The organism is Burkholderia sp. R-40, from assembly GCF_049942845.1.
In the GTDB taxonomy this organism is placed as follows: Bacteria; Pseudomonadota; Gammaproteobacteria; order Burkholderiales; family Burkholderiaceae; genus Burkholderia; species Burkholderia ambifaria.
In genome coordinates, this window is sequence record NZ_CP187967.1 from 58,953 (window position 1) to 76,655 (window position 17,703).

The following is a 17,703-nucleotide window of genomic DNA, read 5'->3' on the forward strand; positions in this document are numbered from 1 at the left end:
CAGCGAATCGCGACGTGAACGGTAAACCGATGAGCCTCCTTGCATCCCAGCTTCAGCGCCGTTACCAGGACGTGCGCGCCCATAGCCTCGCGCTCACCGCGACGCTATCCGCCGAAGATCAGGCCGTGCAGTCGATGCCCGACGCGAGTCCGGTGAAATGGCATCTCGCGCATACGACCTGGTTCTTCGAAACCGTCGTGCTGATGCGTCGCGTGCCCGGCTACGCGCCGTTCGACGCGGCCTTCCAGTTCCTCTTCAATTCCTATTACGAAGCGCTCGGCCCGCGCCATCCGCGGCCGCAGCGCGGGCTGCTCACGCGTCCGTCGCTCGATGACGTGCATGCGTACCGGCAGTATGTCGACGAAGCGATGCTGCGCGCGCTCGATAATGCCGATCCGGCGTTGCTCGCGGCGATCGCGCCCGAGATCGAGCTGGGCCTGCATCACGAGCAGCAGCATCAGGAGCTGATCGTCACGGACATGCTGCATGCGTTCTCGTGCAACCCGTTGAAGCCTGCCTTCCGGCCACGCGACGGCGCCGCCACGCACGCGTTGGCCGCGGGCGACGCCGGCCCGTTGCGCTGGCTGCATCAGCCGGGCGGGCTCGTCGAGATCGGCCACGACGGCGACGCGTTCTCGTTCGACAACGAACGGCCGCGTCACACGGCGCTCGTGCGACCGTGCGAAATCGCGAACCGTCTCGTGACGAATGCGGAATTCGCGGCCTTCATCGCCGACGGCGGCTACGAACGCCCCGAATACTGGCTGTCCGACGGCTGGGCAACGGTGCAGCGGGAAGGGTGGTCGGCGCCGCCGTACTGGATTCGCGACGACGACGGCGATGCCAAAACCGTCCATGCATGGCGCGCGTTCGGCCTGTACGGCGTGGAGCCGCTCGCGCCCGATGCGCCCGTGTGTCATGTGAGCTTTTACGAAGCGGCCGCCTACGCGGAATGGGCGGGCGCACGCTTGCCGACGGAGTTCGAATGGGAAGCCGCGTTCGGCACGGACGGCATGCAGCAGATGCTCGGGCACGTGTGGCAGTGGACGCGTTCGTCCTACGAGCCGTATCCGGGCTTTCGGCCACTTGCCGGGGTGGCTGCCGAATACAACGGCAAGTTCATGGTCGGCCAGCAGGTCCTGCGTGGCAGCAGCATCGCGACGCCGCCGGGGCACGAACGGCCGACGTACCGCAATTTCTTTCCGCCGGCCGCGCGCTGGCAATTCACGGGAGTGCGACTTGCGCGAGACGTCTGATCTGACGGCCACGAGCGGTGGCCTGCAACCCGCCCGCGATTCGCGGCCGAGCGCGTTCGAGCGCGACCTGATCGACGGACTGTCGCGCACGCCGCGCAGCATTTCGCCGAAATACTTCTACGATGCGGCCGGCTCCGCGCTGTTCGACCGCATCTGCGAACTGCCCGAGTACTACCCGACGCGCACAGAGCTCGGCATCCTGCGCGACCGCGCGGCGGAAATCGTGCGGCGCGTCGGCCCGCATGCGGACATCGTCGAATTCGGCGCGGGTTCGCTCGAGAAGATCCGCGTGCTGCTCGATGCATGCGCGGACAACTATGCGAACGCGCCGGCGCGCTACGTGCCGATCGACATCTCGGCCGACTACCTGCACGGCGCCGCGGCGCGGCTGCGTGCCGCGTATCCGTGGCTCGACGTCGCGCCGATCGCGGCCGACTACACGAAGGCCGAACAACTCGCGGAGCTGACCGAAACGCCGCGCCGGCGCATCGGCTTCTTCCCCGGCTCGACGATCGGCAACTTCTCGCCGGAGGAAGCCGACGCGTTCCTGCGCGACGCCGCGCGGCTGTTGCGCGGCGGCGGCCTGCTGGTCGGCGCGGATCTCGTGAAGGACGAGCGCACGCTCCACGACGCGTACAACGACGCGCAGGGCGTGACCGCGCAGTTCAACCTGAATCTGCTCGCCCGCGCGAATGCGGAACTCGGCGCGGACTTCGATCTCGACGCGTTCTCGCACTGCGCGTTCTACGATCGCGAGCGGCAGCGCATCGAGATGCATCTCGTCAGCGATATCGCGCAGACGGTGCATGTGCGCGGCCATGTGTTCCGCTTCGACGCCGGCGAGCGCATCCACACGGAGAACTCGCACAAGTTCACGATCGACGGCTTCCATGCGATCGCACGGCGTGCGGGCTTCGAGCCCGACACCGTGTGGACCGATGCGGACAACCTGTTCAGCGTGCACTGGCTGCGCAGCGTCGACGATATCCGCGCTTGAAGTCGTTGGGGTGTTGAGTCGTTGCGGACCGCGCGCACGGCGTGCGGTTCGCGTGCTGCCCGCGTCGCCGGCGCGCGAACCGGCAAAAATTCCCGCCTTTATCGATTCGACGCGCCTTTGCAACGGCGTGTCGAATCACTCGTCATCCTTGTCCCGCAAGGCTTCGCGGCCACCCGTAATCGCCCGTTACCGCTCTCGCAGACCGGTTTCACCTGTGTCGGCGCAGGGTGCCTAGACTCCGAACCGTATTCACATGAAGCACGACACGTGCAGGGAGTCGCGAGATGAGCAAGAAACTTATTCTCGGTGCAGTTCTCGGTGTAGCGGCGCTGGCAGCTTCGGGCGTCGCATCGGCCCACGTCGACCTGTCGGTCGGCATCGGCGTGCCGGGCGTCTACGCGGCGCCGGAGCCGGTCTATGTGGCGCCCCCGCCACCGGTCGTGTACGCGCCGGTGGGTTACCGTGACGACGACTGGCGTGCGCGTGAATGGCGAGAACACGAATGGCGCCGCCGTGAATGGCGCGAGCACGAGTGGCGTGAGCGCCGCTGGCATGACCGCGGCGGCTGGCGCGGTGGCTGGAACTGAACCCGGCGACCGGTTCACGAGAATGCGATCACGACGACGGCACATCATGAACGTGATCGCATGACGCCCGTTTGATGACGGCCGGCCGCGCGGTTCGCCGATGCGGCCGATACCGGGCCAATTGATCTGACGAATTGGCGCTCGCGCGCATCGTTACGATCATTTACAACGTCGAGCACCACGCCAACCGCGCGTTCGTAGAATGCAATCACTCGAACGCGCTCCAGGGAGCCAACAATGAAAACGCAACGATATCTGTCGGTGCTGGCAGCCGCGCTGCTCGCACTCGGTGCCGTTTCCGCGAATGCGGCGGCCGGCGGCAATGGTGGTGGTGGCGGCAACGGCGGCGGTCATGGGGCAGGCGGCTCCGGCGGCAACGCGGGCGGCATGTCCGGCGGCCACATGAGCGGCCAAGCGCTCAGCAACTCGAACGGCTTCCAGTCAGGCGACCGCGACAAGGGCCTCGCGCGCGCCGCCGATCGTTCCGACACGATCGCCGATCGTGCGGGTACGCAGCCGGGCCATGCTCACAGCCAAACGCACGGCCATACCGCGCATGCATCGACGTCCACGCATCACGCGCATCGCAAGGCATTCGGCCACACGCTGTAAGCGCAGCGCTGCATGGCACGGAAGGGCGCTTCGGCGCCCTTTTTTCATGCCGGCCGCGCCAGGCATCGACCCCGATTTGCAACTAGCCGTAACCACGCACACGAACGCTCGAGAATACAGATGGGCTTTCATGCGAATGACAGGCGGCTCAGCTCCCGCAAGCGATGAGCATCGGCGTCGCCGCCCGGTCCATGAAAAAAGAGCGGCTCATCGCCGCCCTTCGTTTCAGCGTCCCGCGCTCGCCAGCGGCGCGATGGTTGCAGCAGGCTCGAACAACGCATCCGCCTGCCTGACGCGCACGAATCGCGCGGCATCTTCCCCGTCCACCAGCGCACGGAAATGCGCTTCACCGCACGCGAGCTTCGCGCGCTCATGCTCGCTCGTCACGTCGCCATCGGCATTCGGTGTATCGACGACGAAATACAGCCGCTCGCCGCCATCCTGCTCCGCGAGCACCGCCCAGTCCGGGTGATAGCTGCCGAGCGGCGTCGGCACGCGAAACCACGCGGGCAGCTTCGCGTACAGCTTCACGCCGTCGTGCGCTTCCAGCGCATCGGCGAACGCACGTTCCGCGTCGGTCTCGCACACGACGGCCTCGTGGATCGACTTGCGCGCATCGGGACGCAGGTTGCGCAGATAACCGGTCAGCGCCTCGCTCTCGAACGATTCGAGCGCATGCACGTTGCGTTCGCCGAGCCTGCGGTACGCGATGCCCGCGACCAGCGCGAGCCGCTTGCAGCGGTTGATCGCGTCGGCGGCCAGCGCGATGAACTGCTGCGGATTCACGCGGAAATCGTCGAGCCGGCCGCTGTCGGCCAGGATCGTCGCGAGCGAGCGGCGCGTGAGCTGCGTGCGGTCCTGCAGCTCGGTGAGCAGGTCGGGCAGCGGCAGCTCGCCTTCGTCGATCAGCACCGTGCCCGCGCCGGCCACCTCGACCGCCTCGATGCCGGCCTTGCCGATGTCGATCTCGGCCTTGCGCCACTGCAGCCGGGCGCGCGCGATGTCCGGCGCGTCGCGCAGCGCGGCCGTGCAGTCGCGCACGAGCTTCGCGTTGTCGAACGCGACGCTGTACACGGTGCGGTGGCGGATACGGTCCCACAGTGCGCGGAAGTCGTCGCCGAACACGACGGCCTTGCCCGACGCGTCGCGGCGCAACGCGATCGCGCGCCGCTCGTCCGCATTGCGGACGGCGAAGCGGCCCGACAGCTTGCGCAGCGTTGCGACGATCGGCGCGCGCAGCGTCTCGAACGCCTCGGGCAGCACGAGCGCGCTCTGGCGCAGCGCATCCTTCAGCCGATCGAGCACCTTGCCCTGCGCGTCGACGTAGCCCTGCTCGTGCAGATGCGTCCACAGCACGCGCGACAGCTCGATGCCGAGCGCATGCGCGGGCCCGTCGCCTTCCTGCACCGGCAGCGCCGCGAACTGGTGTTCCTCGACGATCCCGAAGCGGATGCCCGTATCGGCCTCGATCTCCTTCTGCAGGTTCTCGGCAAACGACTCGTAGCGCTCGGTCGCGATCACGGTCAGCGTGTTCACGCCCGGGTCGCGCACACGCTCGCCGTCCTGGTCGACGGCGAGGCGCAGCCCCCGGCCGAGCGTCTGGCGTCGCTCGCGCTCGGTCTGGATGTCGCGCAGCGTGCAGATCTGGAACACGTTCGGGTTGTCCCAGCCTTCCTTCAGCGCAGAGTGCGAGAAGATGAATTTCAGCGGCGTGTCGAACGACAGCAGCGCTTCCTTCTCGCGCATGATGAGGCCATACGCGCGCTCGGCGTTCTCGCGTGCGGCGGCGCTGCTCTCGCTCGTGTCGGTCCAGCCGCCCTTGCGGTCGATCGAGAAGTAGCCGTTGTGCGCGCGCTCGACCTCGAGCGCGACGTCGACGCCGTCGAACAGCGCACGGTATGCCGGCACGCGGGCCGCGCGCGCATATTCCTCTTCGAAGATCAGCGCGTAGTCGCCCTTCACGGGCATCCCGTTCTCGTCGTAGCGGCGATAGCGTTCGACCGAATCGACGAAGAACAGCGACAGCACCTTCACGCCGCGCTCGGCCAGCCGCAATTCCTTGTCGAGATGCTCGCGGATCGTGCGGCGGATCATCTCGCGCTGCACGGCGAGCGTGTCGATGTCGCCGAACGCCTCGCCGAGCGACAGGAACGCCTCGCCTTCCGGATGGCGCAACTCGACGTACTCGGCGCCCTTCACCGCATGGACTTCGCCGACGCGCAGCCCCGCATACAGGGCGCGCTTCGTCAGGCGTTCGAGATCGTCGCCGTCGGTCGCCGACACGATCTGGCGCTTCACGCCGGCCGCGGTCGCGACGTCCAGCTCGATGCGCGCGCTGATCGCGCCGCGCCGGTTCGACACGCCGACGAGCCGCACGTACGGCTTGTTGTGCGCATCCTCGACGATCGCCGACGCGATTTCGATCTGCTTGACGAGCTTGCGCTCGTACGCATCGACCGCGTCGAGCCGGTACACCATGTGATGACGGTCGACGTGCGTCGCCGAATAGCGCAGCGTGCAGAGCGGCGCCATCGCGGCGAGCGCTTCGCGCCCGCGCCCCTCGAGCCCGCCGTCGACGCTCTGCGGCTCGTCGACGATCACGATCGGCCGCGTCGCGCGGATCAGGTCGATCGGCTTCTCGCCGCCGGTCTTTTCGCTGTCCTTGTAGAGATTGTTGATCTCCTTCTTGTTGATCGCGGCAACCGTCATCACCATGATCTGGATCGCCGCGCTCGCCGCGAAGTGGCGCACCTGGCCGAGCTTCGCGGAGTCGTACAGGAAGTAGTCGTACGGCACGCCCGCATACAGCGCGCGGAAATGGTCCTCGGTGATCGACAGCGTCTTGTGCACGCCTTCCTTGATCGCGATCGACGGCACGACGATCACGAACTTCGTGAAGCCGTAGCGGCGGTTCAGCTCGAAGATCGTGCGCAGGTACACGTAGGTCTTGCCGGTGCCGGTCTCCATCTCGACGGTGAAGTCGCGCGAGCCGGGCAGGCCGGACGGCGGCAGCCCGCCGCGCAGTTGCACGTCGGCGAGATTGCGCGCGAGCGCGTCGTCGGTCAGCGACAGCCGGTTGCCGACGCCTTGCTCCGACACCGCGAAGCCGAGCGAGCCTTGCGCGGCGGCCGTCGTGCCGGGCGCGGCGTTCGCGAGCACGCTGAAGTCGCCGCGATACGATTCCTGGCCGCGAAACAGGTCGCAGACGGCGTCGATCGCCTCGCGCTGGTAGTCGAGATCCGCTTCGAAATGCAGCCGCATCACAGGCTCCGCACGCGCTTCACGCCGTGCTGCTCGAGCAGCGCGGCGAGATTGAGCTTCGCGACGTCGTCGACGAAGCCGCTGTCGCGGAACAGGCACGTGACGTCGCGCGTCGCACCGGTCGCGTCGAGCAGCTCGACGATGCCGTCCGAGAGCGGGCCCGCGTCGTCGCGCGAAATGCGCGCATCGAAGCACGCGATGATCGAGCGGCCGATCAGATGCACGGTCTTGCCGGCGACCCGGTGATGCTCGACCGGCGTGCACAGATCGAGGCCGAGCTTCAGCGTCAGCTCGGCGAGCAGGTCGTCCTCGCTGCGGCCGGTCTTCACGTGCTCGACGGACGCGAACAGCGCGTGGTCGAAGTCGTCGCGGCGCGGATCCCATTCGATCACGTTGGTCGTGTCGAGCCGGTACACGCGGAAACCGAGGTCGCCATAGCTTTCCGGATAGTCGCGCGCGACCTGCTGCGCGGCGCGGCGCAGGCGTTCCTTCGTGATCTCGGCGAGCGTCGTCGGCTTCTTCAGCTTCGCGCAGAAATCGGCGGCCGCGAGCTGCGTCTTGTCGCGCCGGTCGAGCGTCTCGGGCAGCTGCACGAGGATGTAGCGGCGCGCGCCGCCGTCGGTCGCGTTCACCTGCATCACCGCGTGGCCGGTCGAGCCGGAGCCCGCGAAGCAGTCGAGCACGATGTCGTCGCCGCGCGTGCACCAGCCGATCACGGCCGCCGCGAAATCGACCGGCTTCGGCTGGTCGAACGGGATGCCGAGCGTTTTCAGCAGCGCGTCGTCGGAGCCGGCGAACGGCAGCACCGACGGCACGTTCTCGTACATGTTCTCGTCGAGGTAGTAGATCCGCTGCGGCTGCGTGGTTTCATCCGGGCCGAATTCGATCTGGCCGCGCTCGATCAGCGCCTGCATCGTCGCGGGCGGATTGCGCCAGCCGCGGGCCGGCATCGCGCACGGCTTGCCGGTGACCGGGTGGATCAGCGGCGTGAAATACTCTTCCGGCGCCTTCTTCTTGTTCGGCCATGCCATCGACACGAGGCGGTACACGCGCCCGTCGGCCGACAGCCGGTCGTACATCACCTCGCCGCCGGACAGGTTGGTCTGCGCCTTCATCCACGCGCGGTATGCCTTCTGCGCGTCCTTCGCGTTGCCGCTGCGGTACACCGCGTCATGCGCGGCGTCGAGCATGCGCTGCGCGTTGCGCTTCGGGCGCTTCAGCGGCGCCTGTTCGAGCAGCGTCTCGGCGTTGCGCGCGAACAGCACCAGCGATTCGTGCTGGTACGCGACGCCGCGCGCGTCGCCCTTCGGATTGCGCTTGTCCCACACGGCCACGCCGAGCTCGTTCTCCTCGCCGAAGATCTCGCGCAGCATCAGCACGAGCGCATGCACCTCGTGCTCGTCGATGTGCACGGCGATCAGCCCTTCGTCGGACAGCAGCGCGTGCGCGAGCTTCAGGCGCGGATACATCATGTTCAGCCAGTCGGTGTGGAACCGGCCGTTCGCCTCGGTATTGGTGCTGCGCTTCACGCCGCCGTCGGTCTGGCCCGTCATCGCCAGGTAGTGGCGGATGCTGTCGCTGAAGTCGTCCGGATAGACGAAATCGCTGCCGGTGTTGTACGGCGGGTCGATGTAGACGAGCTTCACCTTGCCTGCGTAGCTCTTGTGCAGCAGCTTCATCACGTCGAGGTTGTCGCCCTCGATCACGAGATGGCGCGTGTCGTCCCATGCGACGCTGTCGTCGGGGCAGGGGCGCAACGTGCCCGTCGACGGCGTGAGCGCGGCCTGGCGCGCGCTGCGCTTGCCGTGCCAGTGGAAGCCGTAGCGCTCGTCGGCGGCGCCGACGGTGCGCTCGCCGACCAGCGCCTTCAGCACGTCGACGTCGACCGACGCGCCGTCCGGGCCTTCGGTCACGAGTTCGGGGAACAGCGCCTTCAGGCGCGCGACGTTGTCGGCGATGAAATCCGTCGACATCGCCTGCGGGCTCTCCGCATCGAGTTTCTGCATCGTTTTTTCCATCGGAGCCCGGCCGCGTGCGCCAGGACGTCGGGCGCACTCACGGCACCGGCGGCAATGGCCGCCCGGGCAAACCCGAAACGCTAGCGAGTCGGTCGGCGCAGGTCAAGCACCGATGCGAGGCGATCGTGCGTGGATCGGCCGCGATCGCCCGTCCCGCGGGCCGCAGGCGGCTTCGGAGGGGTTGTCGCGGCGGTGGCCGGCGGGCGTCCGGCGGGGGCTGCCGAGCGAGCTGAAAACGAGGGCCGAAAACGATGAAAAAAGGGCACGGTTGGCGCAGTGCGCCGGCGTGCCGGCGTGAGAGTCCCGATTAGATACGCTGCGAAAAGCAAGAGGGACAGCGTGAATATCCCGCACGCTTGCCGAGTATTCGCCTCAGCGCCACCCCAGCAACACCCGCCCCATCGCATCGAGCCCCATGTCGAACAGGTGCGACACGAACGGCACGAGGTTCGGGATCATCAGTTGCACGAGCAGCAGCCCGACCAGCATCGTGACCGGAAAGCCGATCTGGAAGATGCCGATCTGCGGCGCCGCGCGGTTCAGGATCCCGAGCGCGAGGTTCGCGATCAGCAGGGCCGCGACCACCGGCAGCGCGAGCAGCAGCCCCATCTCGAACACGGTCGCGCCGAACGCGGCGAGCGTGCGCCAGCCGGGTGCGTGCAGCAGGTCGCCCGACACCGGCAGCGTCTGGAACGACGCGGCCAGCGCGGCGAACACCTGCAGGTGGCCGTCCACCGCGAGGAACGCGAGCATCGCGATCGCGTTCAGGAAGCGCCCCATCACCGGCGTCGCGCCGTTCGAATGCGGGTCGAAGAAGGTCGCGAAGCCGAGCCCCATCGACAGCCCGATGAAGTCGCCGGCCGCCTCGACGGCCGCGAACACGAGCTGCATCGTGAAGCCCAGCGCGATGCCGATCAGGAACTGCGTGACGACGATCCAGATGCCCGGCGCGGAGAACACGGTGACGTCCGGCATCGCGCCGAGCGTGGGCGCGACGACCAGCGCCATGAACGCGGCGATGCCGATCTTCACGCGCACCGGCACCGCGGCATGGCCGACCACGGGCGCCGTCGCGACGAGCGCGAGCATCCGCACGAACGGCCACAGGAAGGCGGTCAGCCAGCCGTTGAGCTGCGCGTAGGTAACCGAAAACATTGGGGCGGAGCGGAGCCGGGCGCGCCGGTCAGCCGGCGCCGAGCGTCGCGACGTGCAGCAGCGTCTGCCGCAGGTAGTCGAGCATCGTCGTCAGCATCCACGGGCCGGCGATCACGAGCGTCGCGGCCACCGCGAGCAGCTTCGGGATGAACGACAGCGTCGATTCGTTGATCTGCGTCGCGGCCTGGAACAGGCTCACGACGAGGCCGACCGCGAGCGCGACCAGCAGCAGCGGGGCGGCGAGCAGCAGGCCGACCATCATCGCCTGGTGCGCCAGCGTCATCACCTGTTCGGGCGTCATCGCGCGTGTCCTCCGCTTACGTGAAGCTCTGCGCGAGCGAGCCGATCAGGAGCTGCCAGCCGTCGACCAGCACGAACAGCATCAGCTTGAACGGCAGCGACACGGTGGACGGCGACACCATCATCATCCCCATCGACATCAGCACGCTCGCGACGACCATGTCGATGATCAGGAACGGAATGAAGATCGTGAAGCCGATCTGGAAGCCGGTCTTCAGCTCGCTCGTGACGAACGCGGGCACCAGCAGCGACAGCGGCACGTCTTCGGGGCCCTGCATCGGCGCGGCCTTCGAGATCTTCGCGAACAGCGCGAGATCGGTCTCGCGGGTCTGCTTCAGCATGAAGGTCTTGAACGGCGCGACGCCGCGCCGCACGGCCTGCTCCATCGGCATCGAGCCGTCGGAGAACGGCTTGTAGCCGTCGGCGTACGCACGGTCGAGCACCGGCGACATCACGAAAAAGGTGAGGAACATCGCGAGGCCGACCAGCACCTGGTTCGGCGGCGTCGTCGCGGTGCCGAGCGCCTGGCGCAGCAGCGACAGCACGATGATGATGCGCGTGAAGCTCGTCATCATCAGCAGCATCGCCGGCAGGAACGACAGCATCGTGAGCAGCAGCATCGTCTGCACGCTCAGCGAATAGGTGGTGCCGCCGTTCGGGCCCGGGCTCGTGTTGAACGCGGGCAGGCCGGCCGCCTGCGCGCAGGCGAGCGCGGGGGCGAGGCCGAGGATCAGCGCGGGCGCGAAGCGCGCCGCGCGACGCAGGAATTCGTGTTTCATCGGAATGCAGATACGGAAAGAGGGCGCGACGCCATGTCAGCGGTTGTCCTTGCCGCGCCCGAAGCGCTTCGCGGCTTCGCCCGCGAGCGCATCGCGAAACCGCGCGCCGAACGTGCCGGGCTGGCCGCGATCGGCCGAAGGCGTGCCGGCGGGAAGGTCGGCCGACGCCGGCGCCACCGCCGAGCCGGCCGGCAGCGTATGCAGCAACCGCACGTTGCCCGGCGCGACGCCGAGCACGAGCCAGGTATCGCCGATCTCGACGATCGTCGCGCTTTCCTTCGCGCCGAGCCCGACGCTCGACACGACCTTCAGCGGGCCGCCGCGCCGTGCGGGCTGGAACCCGAAGCGGCGCGCGAGCCACGCGCAGCCGAACACGAGGCCGATCACGACCGCGAGCCCGACGAGCGTCTGCAGCACCGCGCCGACGCCGAGCGACGGGACGGCCGAGCCGACCATCACGCTCGACGCGATGGAACCGGCGTTGTTCACCGCGTTCATATCGGCGGCGCCGGCCGGCACGCATGCGAGCGACGCCGCAATGGCGACGGCAGCCGCCACCGGAGTCGCGACGCGCACGCGGCGGCCGGGCGCGACTGCGTTCATCGATTCAGCTTCCGGATGCGTTCGGCCGGCGTGATGATGTCGGTCAGCCGGATGCCGAACTTGTCGTTGACGACCACGACCTCGCCCTGCGCGATCAGGCAGCCGTTCACGAGCACGTCCATCGGCTCGCCGGCCATGCCGTCGAGCTCGACGACCGACCCCTGCGCGAGCTGCAGCAGGTTGCGGATCGCGATCTTGGTACGGCCGAGCTCCACGGTCATCTTGACCGGGATGTCGAGAATCATCTCGATGTCGTTGTGCGTCGAGCTGGCCGCGGCCTTCGACAGCGGCTGGAACACGCCGGCGCCGGTCGCGCCCGCCTGCACCGGCTGCAGGTTCTGCTCGGCAAGCGCGGCGGCCCAGTCGTCCAGGCTCTGATCTTCCTGCGCCGCCGCAGGTGCCGCCTGCGCGGCCGCCGCCGATTCCGCGAGCGCCGCGTCGGCGAGGGCCTGCGCGTCGAGTTCGGGCGTCTGGTTCAGCTCACTCATATCCACCTTCCTTCATCGTGTCGCTCGCGCTGATCATCTTCTGCACGCGCAACGCATATTGACCATTGAAAATGCCGTAGCCGCATTCCATCACCGGCACGCCGTCGACCTTCGCGGTGATCGTGTCCTCGATCTCCAGCGGCAGCACGTCGCCCGCACGCAGGTTCAGGATCTTCTCGAAGGTCGACGGGATCTCCGCGAGATTCGCGCTCAGCTCGACCTCGGCCGACTGCACCTGCTGCGACAGCACGCGCACCCAGCGGCGATCGACCTCGAGCGCCTCGCCCTGGATCGGCGAGCTCAGCACGTCGCGGATCGGCTCGATCATCGAGTACGGCATGCAGATGTGCAGCGTGCCGCCCGTCGGCCCGAACTCGATCGAGAACTGCGTGACGATCACGATCTCGTTCGGCGTCGCGACGTTCGCGAACTGCGTGTGCATCTCCGAGCGCACGAATTCGAACTGCAGCGGCCGCACGCTCTTCCACGCGGTCGCGTAGTGCTCGAACACGAGGTTCAGCAGCTTGCCGATGATCCGCTGCTCGGTGGCCGTGAAGTCGCGGCCCTCGACGCGCGTGTGAAAGCGCCCGTCGCCGCCGAACAGGTTGTCGACGACGAAGAACACGAGGTTCGGGTCGAACACGAACAGCGACGTGCCGCGCAGCGGCTTCACGTGCACCAGGTTCAGGTTCGTCGGGATCGGCAGGTTGCGGGTGAACTCGCTGTACTTCTGCACCTTCACCTGGCTCACGGAGATTTCCGCCGTGCGCCGCATGAAGTTGAAGATGCCGATCCGCAGCAGGCGCGCGAAGCGGTCGTTGATGATCTCGAGGCCGGGCATCCGGCCGCGGACGATCCGCTCCTGCGTCGCGATGTTGTAGGGGCGGACGCTCGACAGGTCGCGCTGCTCGTCGACCGTGTCGGTTTCGCCCGTGACGCCCTTGAGGAGGGCATCGACCTCCTCCTGGGACATGAACTCCTGGTGGCCCATGCGCGCTCCTTTTGCGGCCGCGTTACTGGACGACGAATTCGGTAAACAGCACGTCGTCGACCTTCGCGCGCTGGTTGCCCGGCTGCGTCGGCTGCTCGATCAGCTCGCGCAGTTCCTTCGCGAGCGAATGCTTGCCTTCCGGTGTCGCGAGATCCTCGGGATGCTTGTTCGACAGCGCGAGCAGGATCCGGCTGCGGATTTCCGGCATGCGCGCGGTCAGCTGCTCCTGCGCCTTCGGGTCGGTGAGCTTCAGCGACAGGCCGACTCGCAGGTAATGCTGCACGCCGTCGTCGGACTGCAGGTTCACGGTCAGCGGGTCGAGCGGGAAGAACACCGGCGCGGCGAGCGGCGCCGGTTCGGCGGGCGCGCTCGCGTGGCCGACGCCCGCCTTGCTCAGGAACACGTACATGCCGCCCGCGGCGGCGGCGGCCGCGCCCAGCGCGATGACGGCGATGAGCGCGATGCGCTTGAACTTGCCGGAGGAAGCCGGCTTGTCGGCAGTCGGGTTTGCAGTCGTGGAGGCCATGTGAATGCGTGCGTGATGTCTCGTAGCATGCATTGTTCGGCATCCGGGCCGAGCCCGATGGGCGGAAAAGAGGGGGGAATTGCGGCTATCTCAGCCGATTGTCGGCGGGTGCGGGCTCGAGGCAGGGCTGGAATGGCGGGGCGACGACTGGCCCACGCCGCTGCGGTGCGTTGGGAGGGCGAGCTGCGGCGCCCGCCCCGTGCGGTGTCAGATCGGCAGCAGCGACAGCAGCGGCGCGATCAGCACCATCGCGACGCCCGCGATCATCATCGTGAGGCTCGACACGACGCCTTCCTCATTGCCGATCTCGCGCGCCTTCGCGGTGCCCACGCCGTGAGCGGCCGCGCCGAACAGCGCGCCGCGCGCGAGCCGCGTGCGCATCGGCACCAGCGCGAGCACGATTTCGCCGAGCAGCATCCCGCAGATGCCGGTCGCGATCACGAAGAGGGCGGTGAGGTCCTTCGGCGCATGGATCTTGTCGGACACGGCGAGCGCGAACGGGGTCGACACCGAGCGCGTCATCAGCGAGCGCTGCAGTTCGGGCGATAGGTGCAGCAGCTTCGCGAGCAGCAGCGACCCGCACACGCCCGCGCCGATCCCGACCGCGACGCCGACCGACAGCGACAGCCAGTGGCGGCGGATCAGCTCGCGATATTCGTAGATCGGCACCGCGAACGCGATCGTCGCCGGGCCGAGCAGCCACATCAGCCAGCGCGTGTCGCGGAAGTAGACCGAATACGGGATGCCGGTCAGCAACACGAGCAGCACCAGCACGCCCGGCACGAACACGAGCGGCGAGAACAGCAGCGTCTTCTTGTACGCGTAGAGCCGCTTCGACGCGAAATACAGGACGACCGTCAGCACGAAGCAGCCGACGGAGATCGCCGTATTCACGTGGTCGACGGACAGGCTGGACAATAGCGCGGGCATCGCGGGCTCCGGCTCAGTGGGCGGACACGGTGGCGAGGCGCGCGCGGCGGCGTTGGGCGAACACGCGCTGCGCGGCCAGCCGGCGTTCGAGCTTCGCGGCGAGGTCGACCGCGACGGCCACCGCGACCATCACGAACGCGGTGCCGGCGAGCATGACCAGCGCGATGCGCCAGCCGTCCTCGCGGAACAGCCCGCCGTACTGCACGGCCGCGACGGCGGCCGGCACGAAAAACAGCAGCATGTCGGACAGCAGCCAGTTCGCGCCGTCCTTGACCCAGGCGGGCGCGACGCGGCCCGAGAACAGCAGCACGAGCAGCACCGCGAGGCCGATCACGCCGGACGGCACCGGCAGCCCGACCGCGCGCACGGCCCAGTCGACCGCCATCCACAGCACGCCGAGCGCGGCGGCCTGCAGCACGATCCGGCCCGTGCGCGCAACGGTGCCCGCAGCGGCGGGGCGGGCGGCGGCAGTGGTGGTCGGGTGGGTCATGGCAGGCTCCATACAGATGTTCCGTTGATGGTGTGAGTATAGGGTTTCCCCTAACCATAAATAAAATGACTTGTCTCTATCCTTGTCATTCCAATTCGGAATTCGCTTTGGGTTCGCCGCACCAAACTGGGGAGTCATCGATGGAATTGCGCGCACTGCGGTACTTCGTCGAGGTCGTGCGTCAGCAGAGCTTCACCGCGGCCGCCGACCGGCTGTTCGTCACGCAGCCGACCATCAGCAAGATGGTGAAGGCGCTCGAGGACGAGATCGGCTCACCGCTGCTGCTGCGCGACGGCCGGCAGATGGTGCTGACCGACGCGGGGCGGATCGTGTTCCAGCGCGGCCAGGACGTGCTCGCCGCGCAGGCGCAGCTGCAGTCGGAGCTGAACGATCTCGGCACGCTCGGGCGCGGCGAGCTGACGATCGGCATTCCGCCGCTCGGCGGGTCGCTGTTCACGCCGATCATTGCCGCGTACAAGCAGCGCTATCCGAACATCGAGCTGAAGCTGTTCGAGCAGGGCGCGCGGATGATCGAGGCCGCGCTGATGTCGGGCGAACTGGAGCTCGGCGGGCTGCTGGAGCCGGTCGATCCCGGCACGTTCGAGCGGCTGCCGATGGTGCGCGCGCCGCTATGGCTCGTCGCGCCGCGCGAGTCACGCTGGGAGGATGACGCGGCCGTGCCGCTCGCCGATCTCGCGCGCGAGTCGTTCGTGTTCTATGCGGAAAGCCTCGCGCTGCACGATGCGGTGCTCGACGCGTGCCGGCAGGCCGGCTTCACGCCGTCGATCGTGAGCCGCAGCGGTCATTGGGACTTCATGGCCGCGCTGGTGCACGCGGGCGTGGGCATCGCGCTGTTGCCGGAGCCGTACTGCCGGCGGCTCGATGCGCGGCAGTTCACGTGCCGGCCGATCGTCGAGCCGGAGATCACGTGGGCGATCGCGCTCGGCTGGCTGAAGAAGGGCTACCTGTCGCACGCGGCGCGGGCCTGGCTCGACGTCGCGCGGGCGACGCTACCGATCGCGTCGGGCGACGACCTGGCCTTTGGGGGATTGCGGGCGCGGGAGTGAGGCCGGAGCGATGGCCGGTGGAATCAGACGTGCTGGATCGGGCGGGCACTCAATGCCCCATCGCCGGCCCCGCTCCCTTCCGCGGCTTCGTGATCCATACCAGCGCCGCGAGCGCGATGAACACGCCGGCCGACAGGTGGAAGAAGTCGTTGGTCGCCATCATGAAGCCCTGCTGCGTGACGAGCTGATTGAGCTGCGCATTGGCCGTCTGCCCGACGATCCCGAGCTGCGCGAGCGCGCCCTGGTAGTCGGTCGTGTTCTGCGCGTAGACGCTCACCGATTCCGACAGCCGTGCGTGGTGGTAGATCGCATCGTTTTCCCAGAACGTCGAGCTGGCCGCGGTGCCGATCGCGCCGGACAGCGTGCGCAGGAAGTTCGACAGCCCCGACGCGCTCGCGAGCCGCTCGTCGGAAATGCTCGACAGCGTGATCGTCGTCATCGGCACGAAGAAACACGCGACGCCGATCCCCTGCACGAGCCGCGGCAGGATCACGTGGTTGAACGGCACGTCGAGCGTGAACGTCGAATTCCAGACCGACACGCCCGCGAACACGATGAACGCGAAGCTCGCGACCATCCGCAGATCGAGCCGGTGCATGTTGCGCCCGATCAGCGGCGACAGCACGAGCGCGAGCAGCCCGACCGGCGCGGTCGCGAGGCCGGCCTTGCCGGCCGTGTAGCCCATCACCGTCTGCAGCCACAGCGGGAAGATCACGACCGAGCCGAAGAACGCCATGAAGCCGAACGAGATGATCAGCGCGCCGAGCGCGAAGTTGCGGTCCTTGAACAGCGACAGGTCGACCACCGGCTCCTTCTCGGTCGCCTCCCACACGAGCATGAACGCGAGCGACACGACCGCGATCAGCGCGAGCGCGACGATGAAGGTCGAGTTGAACCAGTCGCGGTCCTTGCCGAGGTCGAGCATCATCTGCAGGCACGACACGCCGATCACGAGCAGCGCGAGGCCGACCGCATCGATCCGCTGCCGGCTCGTCTTCGTCTCGCGGCCGCGCAGCAGGAAGTACGCGCAGGCCGCCGAGAAAATGCCGATCGGCAGGTTGATGTAGAAGATCCACGGCCACGTGTAGTTGTCGCTGATCCAGCCGCCCAGCAACGGGCCGAAGATCGGCGCGACGATCACCGTCATCGCCCATAGCCCGAGCGCGAGCCCGCGCTTCGCCGGCGGGTAGCTGCGCATCAGGATCGTCTGCGACAGCGGCACCATCGGGCCCGACACGAGGCCCTGCAGCAGCCGGAACGCGATCAGCGTCTCGAAGTTCGACGCGAGGCCGCACAGCGCCGACGCGATCGTGAACGCGAGCACCGACAGCGTGAACAGGCGCACCTCGCCGACCCGCCGCGCGAGCCAGCCGGTCAGCGGCACCGCGATCGCGGACGCGACCGAATACGACGAGATCACCCACGTGCCTTCGCTCGTCGCGACGCCGAGGCTGCCCGAAATGGTCGGCACCGCGACATTCGCGATCGACGTGTCGAGCACTTCCATGAAGGTGCCGAGCGCGAGCCCGACGGTGAGGAGCGCGAGCGCGCCGCCGGTGAGCGGCGCGGGTTGGGCGGCAGGCGGCGTGGCGGATGCCGTGGTAGCGGACATCGGAATCTCCTAGACGCGGCGCGCGCGACGC

General features: G+C 68.0%; 17 protein-coding genes. 5 read left to right on the forward strand and 12 right to left on the reverse strand.

Annotated features, from left to right (window positions below):
- The first annotated feature begins 29 nt into the window (after window positions 1-29).
- The 4 genes from egtB (at window position 30) to ACP26O_RS00270 (ending at window position 3,452) form a co-directional block, all read left to right on the forward strand.
- Window positions 30-1,256: an ergothioneine biosynthesis protein EgtB gene (gene egtB / locus ACP26O_RS00255; RefSeq protein WP_175665576.1), complete on the forward strand. Its 1,227-nt coding sequence runs from the start codon at window positions 30-32 to the stop codon at window positions 1,254-1,256.
- A complete protein-coding gene (gene egtD / locus ACP26O_RS00260; RefSeq protein WP_011655557.1) occupies window positions 1,240-2,253 on the forward strand; it encodes an L-histidine N(alpha)-methyltransferase in 1,014 nt (337 codons plus the stop codon). Before egtB ends, egtD begins: the two co-directional genes overlap by 17 nt.
- A gap of 284 nt (window positions 2,254-2,537) precedes the next feature.
- Window positions 2,538-2,840, forward strand: a complete 303-nt coding sequence (locus ACP26O_RS00265) for a hypothetical protein (RefSeq protein WP_105830777.1) — start codon at window positions 2,538-2,540, stop codon at window positions 2,838-2,840.
- Window positions 2,841-3,077: 237 nt separating this feature from the next.
- Window positions 3,078-3,452, forward strand: a complete 375-nt coding sequence (locus ACP26O_RS00270) for a hypothetical protein (protein WP_011655559.1) — start codon at window positions 3,078-3,080, stop codon at window positions 3,450-3,452.
- A gap of 225 nt (window positions 3,453-3,677) precedes the next feature.
- Here the strand turns inward: ACP26O_RS00270 and ACP26O_RS00275 are convergent, their stop codons facing one another.
- From ACP26O_RS00275 to ACP26O_RS00325, 11 genes are all read right to left on the reverse strand, one after another.
- Window positions 3,678-6,713 (reverse strand): type III restriction-modification system endonuclease, encoded by a 3,036-nt coding sequence (locus ACP26O_RS00275; protein WP_175665575.1) that lies wholly within the window; start codon window positions 6,711-6,713, stop codon window positions 3,678-3,680.
- Window positions 6,713-8,731 (reverse strand): site-specific DNA-methyltransferase, encoded by a 2,019-nt coding sequence (locus ACP26O_RS00280; protein ID WP_175665574.1) that lies wholly within the window; start codon window positions 8,729-8,731, stop codon window positions 6,713-6,715. Before ACP26O_RS00280 ends, ACP26O_RS00275 begins: the two co-directional genes overlap by 1 nt.
- A gap of 372 nt (window positions 8,732-9,103) precedes the next feature.
- On the reverse strand, window positions 9,104-9,886 hold the full coding sequence (gene fliR, locus ACP26O_RS00285) for a flagellar biosynthetic protein FliR (RefSeq protein WP_011655567.1): 783 nt from the start codon (window positions 9,884-9,886) through the stop codon (window positions 9,104-9,106).
- Between the two features lie 28 nt (window positions 9,887-9,914).
- A complete protein-coding gene (fliQ, locus tag ACP26O_RS00290) occupies window positions 9,915-10,187 on the reverse strand; it encodes a flagellar biosynthesis protein FliQ (protein WP_006750427.1) in 273 nt (90 codons plus the stop codon).
- 16 nt (window positions 10,188-10,203) lie between these two features.
- Window positions 10,204-10,965 (reverse strand): flagellar type III secretion system pore protein FliP, encoded by a 762-nt coding sequence (gene fliP, locus ACP26O_RS00295; RefSeq protein WP_011655568.1) that lies wholly within the window; start codon window positions 10,963-10,965, stop codon window positions 10,204-10,206.
- A 36-nt stretch (window positions 10,966-11,001) separates the two neighbouring features.
- Window positions 11,002-11,568, reverse strand: coding sequence for a flagellar biosynthetic protein FliO (gene fliO, locus ACP26O_RS00300; protein ID WP_175665573.1), 567 nt, complete (start codon window positions 11,566-11,568; stop codon window positions 11,002-11,004).
- Complete coding sequence (fliN, locus tag ACP26O_RS00305; protein ID WP_175665572.1) at window positions 11,565-12,056, reverse strand: flagellar motor switch protein FliN; 492 nt, start codon at window positions 12,054-12,056, stop codon at window positions 11,565-11,567. Before fliN ends, fliO begins: the two co-directional genes overlap by 4 nt.
- Entirely contained in the window at window positions 12,049-13,047 is a 999-nt protein-coding gene (fliM, locus tag ACP26O_RS00310; RefSeq protein WP_011655571.1) for a flagellar motor switch protein FliM, read from the reverse strand. Before fliM ends, fliN begins: the two co-directional genes overlap by 8 nt.
- A 22-nt stretch (window positions 13,048-13,069) precedes the next feature.
- Window positions 13,070-13,606: a flagellar basal body-associated protein FliL gene (fliL, locus tag ACP26O_RS00315; RefSeq protein ID WP_011655572.1), complete on the reverse strand. Its 537-nt coding sequence runs from the start codon at window positions 13,604-13,606 to the stop codon at window positions 13,070-13,072.
- A gap of 174 nt (window positions 13,607-13,780) precedes the next feature.
- Entirely contained in the window at window positions 13,781-14,503 is a 723-nt protein-coding gene (locus ACP26O_RS00320) for an LrgB family protein (RefSeq protein WP_011655573.1), read from the reverse strand.
- A 13-nt stretch (window positions 14,504-14,516) separates the two neighbouring features.
- The gene (locus ACP26O_RS00325) at window positions 14,517-14,993 is read right to left on the reverse strand and encodes a CidA/LrgA family protein (protein ID WP_175661304.1); all 477 of its coding nucleotides are present in this window, start codon (window positions 14,991-14,993) and stop codon (window positions 14,517-14,519) included.
- A 140-nt stretch (window positions 14,994-15,133) separates the two neighbouring features.
- Between ACP26O_RS00325 and ACP26O_RS00330 the strand changes: the two genes are divergently transcribed.
- Window positions 15,134-16,060, forward strand: a complete 927-nt coding sequence (locus tag ACP26O_RS00330; RefSeq protein WP_012362727.1) for a LysR family transcriptional regulator — start codon at window positions 15,134-15,136, stop codon at window positions 16,058-16,060.
- Window positions 16,061-16,109: 49 nt separating this feature from the next.
- Here the strand turns inward: ACP26O_RS00330 and ACP26O_RS00335 are convergent, their stop codons facing one another.
- Entirely contained in the window at window positions 16,110-17,672 is a 1,563-nt protein-coding gene (locus ACP26O_RS00335) for a DHA2 family efflux MFS transporter permease subunit (protein WP_006750436.1), read from the reverse strand.
- Window positions 17,673-17,703: the final 31 nt, after the last annotated feature.